Origin of the sequence: Ensifer sp. Root127 (genome assembly GCF_001425225.1) — a bacterium.
In the GTDB taxonomy this organism is placed as follows: domain Bacteria; phylum Pseudomonadota; class Alphaproteobacteria; order Rhizobiales; family Rhizobiaceae; genus Ensifer; species Ensifer canadensis.
Genome location: NZ_LMDX01000034.1, coordinates 130,716 through 145,726, shown reverse-complemented (window position 1 = coordinate 145,726; position 15,011 = coordinate 130,716). Strand labels below are relative to the sequence as shown.

The window sequence follows — 15,011 nt, the reverse complement described above, 5'->3', positions numbered from 1 at the left end:
TGACACTCTCCCGATAAAACAAAACGGGAACAAATATCGCTCAAAACGGGAAAATTGGAACTGTTAATTACGGGTCCGCGAAATCGCTTGTGACCTCATGCGTAACGATCAACAAGCAGCGATTGCCTTTCCCCTGTAAATCGATTTGATATCGGCAGAGTCTGACGATTGGTCCGGGAGAAGGCATGTTCGGGCAGGTGAGGACGCATCAGAGCCCGACAGGCGCTATCTTGAACTGGCGCCATTTTCCGGCAGCTGCCGACGCGCGTGGCATTCTTCTTGTCAGCCATGGCCTTGCCGAACATTCCGGCCGCTATGCCCGTTTTGCCGAGGCGATGGCCGGCCACGGCTTTCACGTCTATGCCCACGACCATCGCGGACATGGCGCGACGCGCGCGCCGGATGCGCCGCTGGCCATGTTCTCGAACAGCTCAGGTCTCGACAAGGTGTTTGCCGACATCAGGGCCATGCGCACGCTCGCCACCGCCGCCCATCCGGGCGGCCTGCCGGTCATCCTCTTCGGTCACTCGATGGGCGGGCTGATCGCGCTCAACGCCGCCGAGACCGATCCAGGTCTCTACGATGCACTCGCCGTCTGGAACTCGAATTTCCGCCCTGGTATCGCCGGGCGCGGCGGCCAGTTGATCCTGAAGATCGAAAAGGCGCTCAAGGGCTCGGATGTGCCGAGCCCGCTGTTGTCGAAGCTCACTTTTGGCGCCTGGGGTCAGGCGATCAAGGATCGCAAGACCGATTCCGACTGGCTGTCGCGCGACGAGGCGGAGGTGGCCAAATATATCGCCGATCCGCTGTGCGGCTTCGACGCGACGGTGTCGCTCTGGCTGGATCTGATGCGGCTCGCCTTTGCCGGCGCACGGGCCGACCGGCTGGCGCGCCTGCCCGCCGGCCTGCCTGTTCATCTCGTCGGCGGCAGCGCCGATCCCTCGACCGAAAACGGCGGTGCCGTCCGCTGGCTCGGCGAGCGCATGAAGGCGCGCGGAATGACGGATGTATCGGTAACGATCCATGAGGGCATGCGCCACGAGACGCTCAACGAAATCGGCCGTGAGAAGGCAACAGCGGAGTTTGCGGCCTGGTGCCAATCGGCCGTCGGCAAATCTTCTGTCGGCCATTCTGTTGCCGCCAAGGCTGTGGCCGGCAAGAGGACCTGACCCGACATCATCATGGCAGACATGTCCCTCCCCAAGACCTCCAACGCCAATGACCGCATCTCCTTCGGCCTGACGCTGATGGTCCTTTCGGTGCTGTTGTCGCCGCTGATCGACATCTTCGCCAAGCTCGCGATCTCGACAGTACCGTCGGCACAGATCACCGCCGTGCGCTTCATCCTGCAGGTCGTCTTCATCCTGCCGATCGTGCTCGTGCGCGGCAGCCTGTTCGACCTCACCTGGCGCAAGACCGGGCTGCACGCGCTGCGCGGCGGCCTGCTTGTCGTCACCATGCTGTCCTTCATCACCACGCTGAAGGTAATGGAGGTGGCCGACGCCATCGCCATCTTCTTCGTCGAGCCGATCATCCTCACCATCCTCGGCAGCATCTTCCTCAAGGAGACGATCGGCTGGCGGCGCTACACCGCCTGTGCCGTCGGTTTCCTCGGCGCGCTCCTTGTCATCCAGCCAAGCATGCAGGAGGTGGGCCTGATCGCGCTGCTGCCGATCGTCGCCGCCTTCGGCCTGGCGGTGTTCCTGCTGGTGACGCGCATGGTGGCGCAGAATGAGGACCCGTGGTCGATGCAGTTCCATGCCGGCATCTGGGGCGGTCTCTTCTGTCTCGTACTGCTCTGGCTCGGCGAAGGCAGCGGATCTGGTATCTTCGACCCGGTCTGGCCCGAGGGCAACACCTGGTTCTATCTGCTCGGCGTCGGCGTCACCGCCACTATCTCCGGCGTGCTTGGGGTCTATGCCTATCGCTCCGCCCCCGCCTCGGTGCTGGCGCCGCTGCAATATCTCGAAATCGTCTCGGCGACGATCTTCGGCTGGCTCGTCTTCGGCGACCTGCCCGACGCGCTGAAATGGCTGGGCATTTCCATCATCATCGGCTCCGGCCTCTACATCATCTGGCGGGAACGCCGGGTCGACAAGACCGCGAGCATCGCTCCGGTTTCGCCGGCGATCTGAAAACAAGTGATCTGAAAACAAAAGAATGACTATCGGGAGGAAAGCATGAAAACTGGAGGTCAGCTCGTCGTCGACGCGCTCGTCGCCAATGGCGTCAAACGCATCGCCTGCGTACCGGGGGAAAGCTATCTGGCGGTGCTGGATGCGCTCTACGACACCGACATCGATGTCGTCGTCTGCCGCCAGGAGGGGGGCGCTGCAATGATGGCCGATGCCTGGGGGCGGCTCAGCGGCGAGCCCGGCATCTGCATGGTAACGCGCGGCCCCGGCGCCACCAATGCGTCGGCCGGCCTGCATGTGGCCCGGCAGGATTCGATCCCGATGATCCTGTTCATCGGCCAGGTCCAGAGCGAGGCTCGCGAGCGCGAAGCCTTCCAGGAGATCGAATATCGCCGCGCCTTCACCGAGGTCGCGAAATGGGTCGGCGAGATCGACGATCCCGCCCGCATTCCCGAATTCGTCACCCGCGCCTTCGCGGTCGCGACCTCAGGCCGGCCGGGCCCGGTCGTGCTGACGCTTCCCGAGGACATGCTTACGCGCAGCGCCGAGGCGCCAGCGGCAAAGCCCTACCAGCCGGTCGAGGGCCATCCGGGTCCGTCCCAGATCAAGCAGCTCGGCGCGCTGCTCGAAGGCGCCAAGCGCCCGATCGCCATCCTCGGCGGCACGCGCTGGACGGCTGACAGCGTCGCCGAATTCCAGCGCTTTGCCGAACGCTGGAGCCTGCCTGTCGGCTGCTCCTTCCGCCGCCAGATGCTGTTCGACCACCTGCACCCCAACTATGCCGGCGATGTCGGCATCGGCATCAACCCGGCGCTGGCAAAAGAGATCAAGGAAGCTGATCTGGTGCTTCTGGTCGGAGGGCGCTTCTCCGAAATGCCGTCGTCCGGCTATACGCTGATGGATGCGCCCTATCCGCGCCAGACGCTTGTCCATGTCCACCCCGATGCATCCGAACTCGGCCGCGTCTATCGGCCGGAACTGCCGATCGCCGCCAGCCCCCGCGATTTCGTCACAGCACTCGAAGGGCTCGCGCCAGCGGCCGAGCCGGTGTGGTCGGCACGCACCAGGGCGATGCATGAAGGTTACCTCAAGTGGTCGACACCGCCGGAAACCGGCCCCGGCGACGTGCGCATGGGCCCGATCATGAACTGGATCGAGGCGAACACACCGGAAGACACCATCTTCACCAACGGCGCCGGCAACTACGCCACCTGGGTGCATCGCTTCCACCGCTTCCGCAGATACGCAACACAGGCAGCCCCCGCCTCCGGCTCCATGGGTTACGGCCTGCCGGCAGCCGTTGCCGCCAAGCATCTGCACCCGGATCGCGAAGTCATCTGCTTTGCCGGCGACGGCTGTTTCCTGATGCACGGTCAGGAATTCGCAACTGCCGTGCGTTACCGCCTGCCGATCATCACTGTGGTTGTCAACAACGGCATCTACGGCACGATCCGCATGCACCAGGAGCGGGATTATCCCGGCCGCGTCAGCGCCACGGACCTGACCAATCCTGACTTTGCCGCCCTTGCCCGCGCCTATGGCGGCCACGGCGAGACGGTGGAAAAGACTGAGGAGTTTGCCGATGCATTCCTGCGCGCCCGCGCCAGCGGCAAGCCGGCGATCATCGAGATCAAGCTCGATCCGGAAGCCATCACCCCGACGCGCACGCTGAGCGAAATAAGGAAAGGCTGAGCGGAACGGGCAGGTTTTCCTTCGAGCACGCTTCAATCACGGCGCCGACGCGCCGTGGCTGGATTCCTGTGACAAGCACAGGAATGAGGGCATGGAACTGTTGCGGCCAACCGAGCCCGTTTCCGACGTGATCGCACATCTCCGCAAACGCGGCATGCGCGCTGCGACACCTCCTAGCGCTCCCTCATTCCTGTGCTTGTCACAGGAATCCAGCTGCGTCGTGTCGACGACGCAGGGAGGTGGTGTCCTCCTCTATACTGAGTTGCCGCTTCTTGCTTATTCCAGCCACTCCGTCGCAAACGCACCGGTCACATGCAGGTCGGTGGTTTCCAGGCGCCCAGGTCCGAGGTTTTCGAACTTGTGCGGCACGTTGGCCGGCGCCACGACGATCTGCCCGGCTTCTGCCTCGATCTTGCGATCGCCGACGGTAAACAGCGCGCGGCCGGTGCGGATGATGAAGGTCTCGGGATAGGGATGACGGTGCAGCTTCGGCCCGCCGCCAACCTTGTCGGTGGTATAAAACATCACCGAAACGTCGGCGCCATAGGAGCCGCCCTGGAACTCGCCCTGCCAGACATCGGGCTTTTCAGCCCACTGCTCGCGTTCGATCAAATGTATTCCCGTCATGCCATATCCTCCGCCGTTCGTGTATCCGAACCGCGGTCGAGCCGGCGCGTCAGGTGCGCATTCCCTGGGGCATGCATCCCTTGGGGGCTATGTGGACCCGAGGACACATCGTCGCAAAGGGCGCACGAAGTGCGCCCTTATGCTGCGGTAGGCCGGCTCAGCCGCGAATATGCTGTGTCTGCTGGAAGACCGCCGTCGAGCGAGCGCCGGAGCGGCAATAGCCGAGCATCGGGCGCTGGAATTCGTCAAGCGCGTCGACCATCTTTTGGACCGCATCCGCCGTCACGCCCATCGGGCCGACCGGGATGTGCATGGTCTCGATGCCCAGCTCCTGCGCGCGCGCTGCGATGGAATCGAAGGTCGGCTGGTCCGGCGCCTCGAAATCGGGGCGGTGGCAGACGATGGACTTGAAGCCAAGCGCCTTGATCTGGTCGAGGTCTTCGACCGTGATCTGGCCGGAAACCGAGTATTCATCGTTGATCGGGCGGATGTCCATGGTCGCTTAATCCCTGCAAAAAACCTTGGCCACTGATGTAGGCGCGGTGCCCGCCGGCGTCAATTCCAATCGCTCAGTCAGGAGACACCGAAGGCAAGCGCATAGGTCTGTGTCTGCCCGGGCTCGAGCAGTTGCAGCTCACCGGCAGCAGCAAGCTCCGGCCGCTTGGCGAGGCGATGCGACGCAGGCTCGATGCTGATGACATCGGCCGCACCACGCTGACAGCGCCACATCTGCAAGTAAGGCAGCGTGTCGGCGCGAAAGCGCACCGCCAAGCACTTCCCGCCCGCACCGACCAGCGGCGAAAGCGCCACTTCGGACCAGCCGTCGGCCCCGACGCTGGCCGGGATGCAGAAATGCGCGCTCTCGCCCTCGCCGAAGCGCCAGGCCCGTTCACCCTCGGCAAAAGAGGGACTGGTTATGCGGGTCGCGTCGCCGACCAGTCGGCCGGCAATATTGAGGTGGTACATCATCATCGGCGGAAAGGCGCCGGCGCCGGTGTTGGTGAGCCGGTCTTCCAGCATCACCTCATGTCGGTCCGCATCCACATGCCAGCGCCGTTCCAGGAGCGCGTGGCCGCCATCGGCAAGATTGACCTCGACGGTGGCGATGCAAAGCGTGGTGTCGGCGGACATGTGCGTGTGCTTGACCGGCGTGCCGGCAAGCGAACCGTGCAAGGGATAGCGCGTGCCTTCCCCGCGGCCGGCAATCGGTTCGGGATGGCGGATGTGGTCTGGTCCGCAGGTAAAGAGAAAACCGGCGAGTGCCCGGTCGATGCGCGGGTCGCCATCGGAGGGGATCGCGGTACCCGGCGAAAGATCGACGCCATCAACGACGAAGGCGGCGATATCGAGTGCCGACAGACGGTCGAACAGCAGATGATTCTCCTGTTCGTTATCGGGTGCATCAAATCTCGTTCGCATGCACCAGCCTCCAGTCCAACTCACGGGAATCACAGCGATCACAAAGACATGATAGCCGACAGGGGCTGTTTTTCATCGGTTGAAAGCTGCTAAGGGTGCGCCTAGATAGAATTTAACCGCTTATTCATGATGAATTCACTTTTTTCACATTAACGTCGAAATCCAAATGTACCGCGCCACATCAACCACCATGAGAACAGGTTTTATCGTGACGTCAGCGACCCGCACCGGCCTCTCGCTCCTCGCCGCAGCCGGCTTCCTCGCCGTGGATCTTGCATCCGCCTTTGCTCAGGAAGGTTACGGCCGCAATCGCCGCGGCAATGGCGACGTGATGCTGGTGACGCCGGAAGGCGAAATTCTCGACTATATGCCGGGCCCCGATGAAGTGCGCACCATGCGTGACCGTCGCGGCCGCACCGTGCTGGTCGACAACTGGGGCAACGTGGTCGCAACCGTAGTACCGTCCGACGGCTATCGCGCCTATCGCCGCCAGGGCGACGTCGATGTCTATTCCAACCGCCGCAACGGCGACCGCGGCTACGGCTATTCCGAGCCGGGCGATGTCACCGGATCCATTCAAGACTATCGCGATCCGGCCTATCGCGACGTGGTGCCGCCCTCGGTCGAGCGCAACGACCTGCCCAACAGCCTGCCCGGCCTGATCGACGGCAGCGAAGAGGCGGCGATCGATCCGCAATATGAGCAGCCATTGCGGCAGTCCATGCCGCCGGCCATATCGGTCAAGTCCAAGTCGCGCGCCGAAATCACCGCGCTGCAGGTCTTCCTCGACCGCGAAGGTTTCTCGCCCGGCGTCATCGACGGCAAGATGGGCTCGAACGTCACCAAGGCGATCGAGGCCTGGCAGCAGTCAACCGGCGAAACGCTCGATCCGAACAACACCGAAGATATCCTCGAGCGCCTGCGCATGAACGGCGGCCTGCCGATCACCAGCTATACGATCACGGCCGCCGATGCCGCAGGCCCCTATGTCGCCTCGATCCCCGACGACTACGCCCACAAGGCGATGCTGCCGCACATGTCCTTCACCGCGACGACCGAAATGCTCGGCGAGAAGTTCCACATGGACGAGACCTATCTGCGCGAGCTCAACCCAGGCGTGGACTTCACCATTCCGGGCACGATCATCAAGGTCATCAATCCCGGAGAAAACCGCAAGGAAAAGGTCGCGCGCATCGTTGCCGACAAGGCCCGCAAGCAGGTTCTGGCCTATGATGCCGCCGACAAGCTCGTCGCCGCCTACCCGGCAACGATCGGCTCGTCCGACACGCCCTCGCCGTCAGGCATCGTCAATGTCGAGCGCATCGCGCTCAATCCCGGCTACACCTACAACCCGAAGATCAACTTCAAGCAGGGCAACAACGACAAGATCCTGACGCTGCAGCCGGGGCCGAACGGCCCGGTCGGCACGGTCTGGATCGCGCTCTCGAAGCCGACCTACGGCATTCATGGCACGCCGGAGCCCTCCAAGATCGGCAAGACCCAGAGCCACGGCTGCGTTCGCCTGACCAACTGGGACGCAACGGAACTTGCCAAGATGGTGAGTGTCGGCGTCACGGTCGAATTCGCAGACTGAGGCATCAGCCGCTCGATACATCCCGCAGAAAACGATCAAAGCCCGGGTACCACCCGGGCTTTCTTCTTTGCCGACCGTGGCAAGCGTTGCCGCGTAGGAACCCCGGTGGAATTGACTGAAATCGCAGCTTTTTTCGCATCCCGTCCCCCAATTGGGGGAGTGACAGCGACATGTCTCCGTTGAAAATGAGCTTGCCTGATCGATGACGTCATCGGTCAGGTTATTTTCATCGGAACCCATAGGGCCGGTGCGGCGGACCGCCGACCCGGCAAAGACATTTACACCCGACTACTCCACCGACACGACCCAGACCGCGGCCGCCCACGAACCGGCTGCGGTCATTTTTTTGCGGACGCCCCACAGTCAACCTTCATGACCTCATGAAACCCCTCATGACCTCATGAAACATTGTCATGAGAATTTTCGAGGCGATGGCCCTATCACTTAGCCACCTCTAAATTTCAGGCCCTTGACCGAAGGAATGTCCGCGATGGCGACCGAGCGCACCTTGCCCAACCTCTGGCATGCGACGGCACCGGCAGCGCCGGACACGCGCCCGCTTGCCCGCGACCTGACGACAGATGTCGCCATCATCGGCGGCGGCTTCACCGGTCTTTCGGCTGCACTTCATCTCGCGGAAAAAGGCGTCAAGGCCACGGCGATCGAGGCGAAGATGATCGGCTTCGGCGGCTCCGGCCGCAATGTCGGCCTCGTCAATGCCGGCATGTGGGTCAAGCCCGACGATCTGATCGCGACGCTGGGGCTCGAGGCCGGCAACCGCCTGCTCGGCGAACTCGGCGACGGCCCGGCAATGGTCTATGCCCTGGTCGAGAAGCACGGCATCTCCTGCGAAGCCGTCCGCAACGGCACCCTGCACATGGCCGTCGGCGCCGAAGGCTTGAAGGATATCAGCGACCGCGAGACCCAATGGAAGAAGCGCGGAGCGCCGGTCGAGGTTCTCTCGGCCGAGCGATCGAGCGCGCTCTCGGGCGCTGAAGGTTTCTCCGGTGCGCTTCTCGATCGTCGCGCCGGCACGATCCAGCCGCTTGCCTATGCCCGCGGCCTTGCCCGTGCGGCCCTTGCCGCCGGTGCCGAGATCTATACCGACACTGCGCTCGTCGGCGCCGAACGCAAGGGCGAAACCTGGGTGCTGAGAGCCGGCCAGAACATCGTCAGGGCCAAGCAGGTGATCCTCGCCACCAATGCCTATGGCGGCATGTTTGCCGAGACCCCGTGGCAGGAACACACGCAGGAACTGACGATCCTGCCCTACTTCCAATTCGCCACCAATCCGCTGCCGGAAAAGGTCGCAAGCCGCATCCTGCCGGAGCGCCAGGGCACATGGGATACGGGCCTTGTCATGACCTCGTTCCGCATGGACCAGCAGAACCGCCTGATCTTCGGTTCGATCGGCCGGCTCGATGCGATGGCCGAGGGCACGCACCGCGCCTTCGCCGCCCGCTCCGTGCGCAAGCTCTTCCCCTATATCGGCGATTTCCGCTTCGAATACTGGTGGGACGGCCGCATCGGCATGACGACCAACAACCTGCCGGCCATGCATGCGCTGGCGCCGAACGTCGTCTCCGTCAGCGGCTACAACGGCCGCGGCATCGCACCCGGCACCGTCTTCGGCAAGGCGCTCGCCGACCACGTCACCGGCCAGACCTCCGCGATCCCGCTTGCCGAAACGCCTGTGACGCCCGACACCTGGCGCAGCGTCAAGTCCGCCTTCTACCATGCGGGCGCACAGGCCAAGCATCTGGTCGACCGCCGGTTCTGAGCGGTTTCGTCAACGCGCGACGAGACATCCCTTGCAGACATCGAAGATGGTGAACTCCGTCTGAGACGGGCGCCATGTCGACGCACGTTCATGCGCAGGTGGCACCCCATCCTCCGTCTTCCTCGGGCTTGACCCGAGGATCCAGGGCCTGCCACGCGAAATTGGCATGTGCTTTCGTGGAACTGCAGAACGGGATCCTCGGGTCAAGCCCGAGGATGACGACCGGAGAAGTGAAGCCCGGGGACGGAACGTCACGAAGACAAGCTCGGGGCTGACTGAGTGGTCAAAACTTACCATGATCACAGCGGACGCCGAAATTCCTACGAACTTCGCGGCGATCCAAGTGCGCTCATAAAACTCTGGCTATAATAGACAGCGCCCCGGACCGGGATGATCCGAGGCGCTATTGCCCATACTGCGATACGTGGGCTCAGGCCGCGCGGCGATAACCGGACGCGGTGCCGACGTGAACCTGGGTAGACGTCTGGAACGCCTTCAGCTTCAGCGCGATCTGTTCTGATTCCACCGTCAGCGCCTGGCTCGCGGCATTGGCTTCTTCAACCATGGCAGCATTCTGCTGGGTGATCTGATCCATCTGGCCGATCGCCGTATTGACCGCCTGCAGGCCGGTGGCCTGTTCCGCCGTGCTGGCGCGGATGTTGCCGAAGACCGAGCTGACTTCGACCACCTGCGAGACGATCTGCTGCAGCGACTGGGCGACCTGGTTGACCGAGCTGACGCCATCATCCACCTGGCCGCGCGACTTGGCGATCAGGCCCTGGATGTCCTTGGCCGCATCGGCGCAGCGCTGGGCGAGCGCCCGCACTTCCGAAGCGACAACCGCAAAGCCCCTGCCCGCCTCGCCGGCACGCGCCGCCTCGATGCCGGCGTTGAGCGCAAGCAGGTTGGTCTGGAAGGCAATCTCGTCAATGACGTCGACGATGCGGGCGATGCTCGCAGACGAGGTCTGGATTTCCTGCATCACCTCAATCGCGTGGCTGACCACCTCGCCGCTCCGCTCGGCATTGGCGCGGGCGGCAATCACCGTCGAGTTCGCCTGATCGGCGCCTTCGGCCGTCTGCTTGACGGTGCGCGTCACCTGTTCGACGGCAGCGGCCGTCTCCTCGAGGTTTGCCGCCTGGCGTTCGGTGCGCTTGGCGAGATCGTTGGCTGCTGCCGCAATTTCCTTGGCGCTCAGATGGATCTGGCTGGCGCCGGCCTCGATGCCGCCGATCGCGCGGGCAAGCTCGCTGATCGCATGGTTGAAGTTCTCGCCGAGTTCCTCGTAGGCAACCGGCAAATCGGCGGCGATGCGCGCCGTCAGGTCACCGTCGGAGATCTTCTTCAGGGCAACGCCGAAGGTCTGGCTGACGAGCTTGCGTTCGGTCGCCAGTACCTCTTCCTGCACCGCGCGCTGCTTCGTGACGTCGGAGGCGTCCATATAGACCGAGATCGACAGGTCCATGTCGAGGAACATGCCCTTGACGAGGCTCGAAAGCATCGCGCTCATCTCTTCCGCCGAGGTCGTCTGGCGCGAAAACAGACCGCCCTTTGGCCAATTCGCTTTGACGATCTCCGTGATCAGATGTTCGGCGATCAGCGCGTAGCCGCCGATATACCAGCGCGGCTCCAGCCCGATACGGGCGTGCACCTGGCCGATGGTGCGGACCTTCGCGCCATATTCGTCGTTGAAATTGGCGTCGGCGATGTTGGCCCAGTGGCCGACCTGCGCGCCCTTGGCGCGGTTGATGTGCGCATCCGACGAGAAGAAGCGGTTCGTCTCCGGCGTCTTTTTGACCCGGGCGTAAAACTTGTCGAGCGCCGGCGCCAGCTCCTTTTCGAGGATCGGCTTCAGGGCCTTCAGGCTCGCCTTGGCGGCATCGTCAAGCGCCATGAAATTGAGACGACCGGCAATGTCTTCCTTGCCGGCAGCGACGTGTTCCGTTTTCATGCGCGATTTCCCTGCATGCTCTTGCTGGATCATGGAAGCTGGACGGGAGACCAAGCGAGAAAGGTCGAATCCACAATCCTTGCCGCAATCATGGCGGCTACCTGCACCCTCGCAAACCGCCATAAGGTGCAATCGCTTTCCACCAGCACTGGTATAAGCCCATGGTAAAGGAAGCCTTACGGGCAACAGCCTTTTCGGGTGGTCGCAACGCGATTCAACCGGAATTGACGAACATCAATTCCGGTTATGGCAGTCTTCAAAGCGGCTAACTTCGTATGCCGATCCCTGATCAGGCCGCGCGCCGCGTCGCCCAGGATGGTGCACGCGAAGCCCAGGAGCGGCGCGCCCTCACCGGCGTCAGAGCCTGCACTTCCTTGGCAAGCGCAGCTGCATTTTCGCGGGCCTTGTCGAGGTTGCTGACGCGGGTATCATCCATCGACTGAAGCGTGCCGCCGCAGTCGAAAATCTCGCGATAGGCAACGCGCTCGACGATCGGCGTGTCGAGCACGGAGACGCCGCGCGAAGCAAGCAAAGTCTTGATGGTCTGCAGCGCCCGCGTCGTCACCAGAGAATTGACCCGGGTGAGAACGACGGAATGGTTGATGCGCACACGCGACCTGTCCTCGATCTGGCGGATGAGCTCGAGGATCTGCACGGCACCGCGCGCATCCATCGCGCAGCCCTGCACCGGGATCAGCACCTGGTCGGAAAGAGCGAGAGCCAAAGCGACGATCTGATCCTTGGCGCCGGCGAGGTCGATGATGATGTAGTCGGCTTCGTCCTTCATTTCCCGGATATGACATTCCAGCGATGCCGGCGTGATATGCGAGATGACGGAGAGATTGGCGATCTGGCCGGAGTTTTCCGCCCAGCTGGTGATCCAACGCTGCGGATCGGCATCGAGGACCACAACACGGTGTCCCTGTCTCGCCAGTTCCGTCGACAGGATCAGCGCCGCCGTCGTCTTGCCCGCGCCGCCCTTTGCATTGGCGAATGTGATGACCGCCATCTTCTTCCTCATTCTGTCCTGTGTTCCGTGGCCTGCCCAACCGATGCTTCGCCGGGCAATGCCGCTTAATAGAACCTTTCAGAACATGGTTAACGAATTGGAAATTTTCGTTGGCGAAGATTAACCCCCGCCCTGCCCAATCCGCAGGCAGGGCGCGAAAAAGCCCGGAAAACCAATGGTTTCCCGGGCCGAAGAAAATTAACGGTCAGTTACTTTAGAGCGACTTGCCGGCGGTCAAATGCACTCCCTGAACAGCTTCTTGGCCGCATCGAGCGTCAGTTCAACCGGGTTGCCGCCGGCGGTCGGATCGACGATCGCCATTTCCGACATCTCGTCGATACGGTCGGTGCCGACGCCGAGTGCGGAAAGCTTGTCGGGAACGCCGAGTTCCTCGCGCAGCTTCAGCACGTAGTCGTAGAAACCGTCGAAGCCACCGGAAATGCCGAGATAGGCGGCCGCCCTGACGATCCTGTCCTCGATCGCGCTGCGGTTGAAGCGCAGCACCGGCGGCATCACCACGGCATTGGTCATGCCGTGATGGGTGTTGTAGATCGCACCGACCGGATGCGACAGCGAATGGATCGCGCCGAGCCCCTTCTGGAAGGCGACGGCACCCATGGCGGCCGCGCTCATCAGGTTGGCGCGTGCTTCGATATCGGTGCCGTCCTTGTACGCGCGCGGCAGGTATTCCTTGACCAGGCGCATGCCTTCAAGCGCGATACCGGCCGACATCGGATGGTAGAACGGCGAAGAATAGGCTTCCAGGCAATGGGCAAAGGCGTCCATGCCGGTGCCGGCGGTAATCACTTTCGGCATGCCGACCGTCAGTTCCGGGTCGCAGATGGTGACGGCTGGCAGGAACTTCGGGTGGAAGATCACCTTCTTCACATGGCTGGCGGAGTTGGTGATGACGCTGGCGCGGCCAACCTCTGAGCCGGTGCCCGCTGTCGTCGGCACCGCGACGATCGGCGCGATGCCTTCGACGCTCGCACGTGTCCACCAGTCGCCGACATCCTCGAAGTCCCAGACCGGGCGGCGGCTCTGGCCGGCCATGAAGGCCACGCACTTGCCGAGATCGAGGCCGGAACCGCCGCCGAAGGCGACGACGCCATCATGGCCGCCGTCCTTGAACGCCTTGACGCCGGCGGCGAGGTTGACGTCATTCGGGTTCGGATCGACGTCGGCGAAGATCGCCCGGCCAAGGCCGTTGGCCTCGAGGATATCGAGCGCATTCTGCGTGATCGGCATCGGCGCCAGGCCACGGTCGGTGATCAACAGCGGCTTCTTCATGCCGACAGCCTTGCAATGTTCGGCAAGCTCCTTGATCCGGCCGGCGCCAAACTTGATGGCGGTCGGGTAGCTCCAGTTCGCGGTGATCGTCATGCTGTGACTTTCTTCAGATGGTAGGATTTCGGACGGGTAAGGTTCTGGAAGCCGATGACCGAAAGCGAGCCGCCGCGGCCGGTTTCCTTGACGCCGGTCCAGCACAAGGCCGGATCGAGATAGTCGGCGCGGTTCATGAAAACGGTGCCGGTTTCAAGGTCGCGGCCGATGCGCGAGGCGCGGTCCGCATCCTGGGTCCACAGCGACACGGTCAGACCGTACTGGCAATCGTTCATCAGCTCGATCGCCTGGCTGTCGCTCTTCACCTTCATGATGCCGACCGCCGGACCGAAGGTTTCTTCGCGCATGAAGGCCATCGAGTGATCGACATCAACAAGCACCTGCGGCGCGAGATAGGCGCCGCCATCATCCTGCGGGAATAGTTTCGGATCGACCAGCGCCTTGGCGCCCTTGGCGATCGCATCGGCGATCTGCTCGCGCACAGTTGCGGCGAAGCGCTTGTGCGCCATCGGGCCAAGCGTCGTTTCCGGATCGAGCGGGTTGCCGAGCTTGTAGTTCGACACCCAGGCAACCGACTTCTCGACGAAGGCGTCATAGAGCGATTCATGCACATAGATGCGCTCGATGCCGCAGCAGCACTGGCCGGAATTGAAGGTAGCGCCATCCATCAGCGTGTCGACGGCCGCATCGAGATCGGCGTCTTCCATGACATAGCCCGGATCCTTGCCGCCGAGTTCGAGGCCGAGACCGGTGAACGTTCCGGCGGCCGCGCGCTCGATCGACCGGCCGCCTTCGACCGAGCCGGTGAAGTTGATGAAGTCGAAGCTTTTCGCCGCGATCAGCGCCGCCGTCGTCTCATGGTCGAGGAAAACGTTCTGGAACACGTCGGCCGGAACGCCGGCCTCGACGAAGGCGCGCACCATGCGTTCGCCGACGAGGATCGTCTGGCTGGCATGCTTGATGACCACCGTGTTGCCGGCCATCAGCGCCGGCGCGACCGTGTTGATCGCGGTCATGTAGGGGTAGTTCCACGGCGCGATGACGAAGACCACGCCATGCGGCTCGCGCTCGATACGACGGCCAAAGCGGTCGCTCTCTTCGACGAGGATCGGCTTCAGCGCGTCGGCAGCAATCGAAGCGACATAGTTCGAGCGCTCGTTGAAACCCTTGAACTCGCCGCCGTGGCGCACCGGCCGGCCCATCTGCCAGGCCAGTTCCGGCACGACCTCGTCGACCATCTCGTTGAGACGGGCAACGCCTGATAGTACCAGGTTGACGCGCTCGTCCAGCGGACGGCGGGCCCAGCTCTTCTGCGCCTGGCGCGCGTGGGCGACGGCCTGCTTGGCCATTTCCAGCGGCAGCGCCGGGCGCTCGGCATAAACCTCTCCGTTCACCGGAGAAATACACTTGATCATGCTCATGATCGTCTTCCTGCTTCCATTTCGAATGACGGCGTAGCC

Annotated in this window: 12 protein-coding genes; 5 read left to right on the top strand and 7 right to left on the bottom strand. The window is 63.0% G+C overall.

Translation table 11 applies throughout. From position 1 onward, the window contains the following. Positions 1-185: 185 nt before the first annotated feature. The 3 genes from ASD03_RS28195 to ASD03_RS28185 are packed head-to-tail and all read left to right on the top strand — an operon-like array spanning position 186 to position 3,827. Positions 186-1,169 carry an alpha/beta hydrolase gene (locus tag ASD03_RS28195; RefSeq protein WP_025427754.1) on the top strand — a complete coding sequence of 328 codons (984 nt, stop codon included), beginning with the start codon at positions 186-188 and terminating at the stop codon, positions 1,167-1,169. 12 nt (positions 1,170-1,181) lie between these two features. After that, on the top strand, positions 1,182-2,135 hold the full coding sequence (locus tag ASD03_RS28190; protein ID WP_025427755.1) for a DMT family transporter: 954 nt from the start codon (positions 1,182-1,184) through the stop codon (positions 2,133-2,135). Between the two features lie 45 nt (positions 2,136-2,180). Continuing rightward, a complete protein-coding gene (locus ASD03_RS28185) occupies positions 2,181-3,827 on the top strand; it encodes a thiamine pyrophosphate-binding protein (protein ID WP_025427756.1) in 1,647 nt (548 codons plus the stop codon). Positions 3,828-4,103: 276 nt separating this feature from the next. On the opposite strand, the gene ASD03_RS28180 is transcribed toward ASD03_RS28185, so the two are convergent. The 3 genes from ASD03_RS28180 to ASD03_RS28170 form a co-directional block, all read right to left on the bottom strand. After that, positions 4,104-4,454, bottom strand: a complete 351-nt coding sequence (locus ASD03_RS28180; RefSeq protein WP_025427757.1) for a cupin domain-containing protein — start codon at positions 4,452-4,454, stop codon at positions 4,104-4,106. Positions 4,455-4,611: 157 nt separating this feature from the next. Further along, on the bottom strand, positions 4,612-4,950 hold the full coding sequence (locus tag ASD03_RS28175; protein ID WP_025427758.1) for a TIGR01244 family sulfur transferase: 339 nt from the start codon (positions 4,948-4,950) through the stop codon (positions 4,612-4,614). 77 nt (positions 4,951-5,027) lie between these two features. Then, positions 5,028-5,873, bottom strand: a complete 846-nt coding sequence (locus tag ASD03_RS28170) for a DUF4432 family protein (RefSeq protein ID WP_025427759.1) — start codon at positions 5,871-5,873, stop codon at positions 5,028-5,030. Positions 5,874-6,039: 166 nt separating this feature from the next. Here ASD03_RS28170 and ASD03_RS28165 point away from each other — a divergent pair, with 166 nt between their 5' ends. Further along, the gene (locus ASD03_RS28165; protein ID WP_025427760.1) at positions 6,040-7,467 is read left to right on the top strand and encodes a L,D-transpeptidase; all 1,428 of its coding nucleotides are present in this window, start codon (positions 6,040-6,042) and stop codon (positions 7,465-7,467) included. A gap of 490 nt (positions 7,468-7,957) precedes the next feature. Further along, positions 7,958-9,247 (top strand): FAD-binding oxidoreductase, encoded by a 1,290-nt coding sequence (locus ASD03_RS28160; protein ID WP_057217683.1) that lies wholly within the window; start codon positions 7,958-7,960, stop codon positions 9,245-9,247. A gap of 430 nt (positions 9,248-9,677) precedes the next feature. On the opposite strand, the gene ASD03_RS28155 is transcribed toward ASD03_RS28160, so the two are convergent. The 4 genes from ASD03_RS28155 to ASD03_RS28140 all read right to left on the bottom strand — a co-directional run bounded on the left by ASD03_RS28155 (position 9,678) and on the right by ASD03_RS28140 (position 14,972). Next, positions 9,678-11,198, bottom strand: coding sequence for a globin-coupled sensor protein (locus ASD03_RS28155; protein ID WP_025427762.1), 1,521 nt, complete (start codon positions 11,196-11,198; stop codon positions 9,678-9,680). A 289-nt stretch (positions 11,199-11,487) separates the two neighbouring features. After that, positions 11,488-12,207, bottom strand: coding sequence for a ParA family protein (locus ASD03_RS28150; RefSeq protein WP_025427763.1), 720 nt, complete (start codon positions 12,205-12,207; stop codon positions 11,488-11,490). 234 nt (positions 12,208-12,441) lie between these two features. After that, on the bottom strand, positions 12,442-13,590 hold the full coding sequence (locus ASD03_RS28145; protein ID WP_025427764.1) for an iron-containing alcohol dehydrogenase: 1,149 nt from the start codon (positions 13,588-13,590) through the stop codon (positions 12,442-12,444). Beyond that, positions 13,587-14,972 carry an aldehyde dehydrogenase family protein gene (locus tag ASD03_RS28140; RefSeq protein WP_025427765.1) on the bottom strand — a complete coding sequence of 462 codons (1,386 nt, stop codon included), beginning with the start codon at positions 14,970-14,972 and terminating at the stop codon, positions 13,587-13,589. Before ASD03_RS28140 ends, ASD03_RS28145 begins: the two co-directional genes overlap by 4 nt. Between the last annotated feature and the right edge of the window lie 39 nt (positions 14,973-15,011).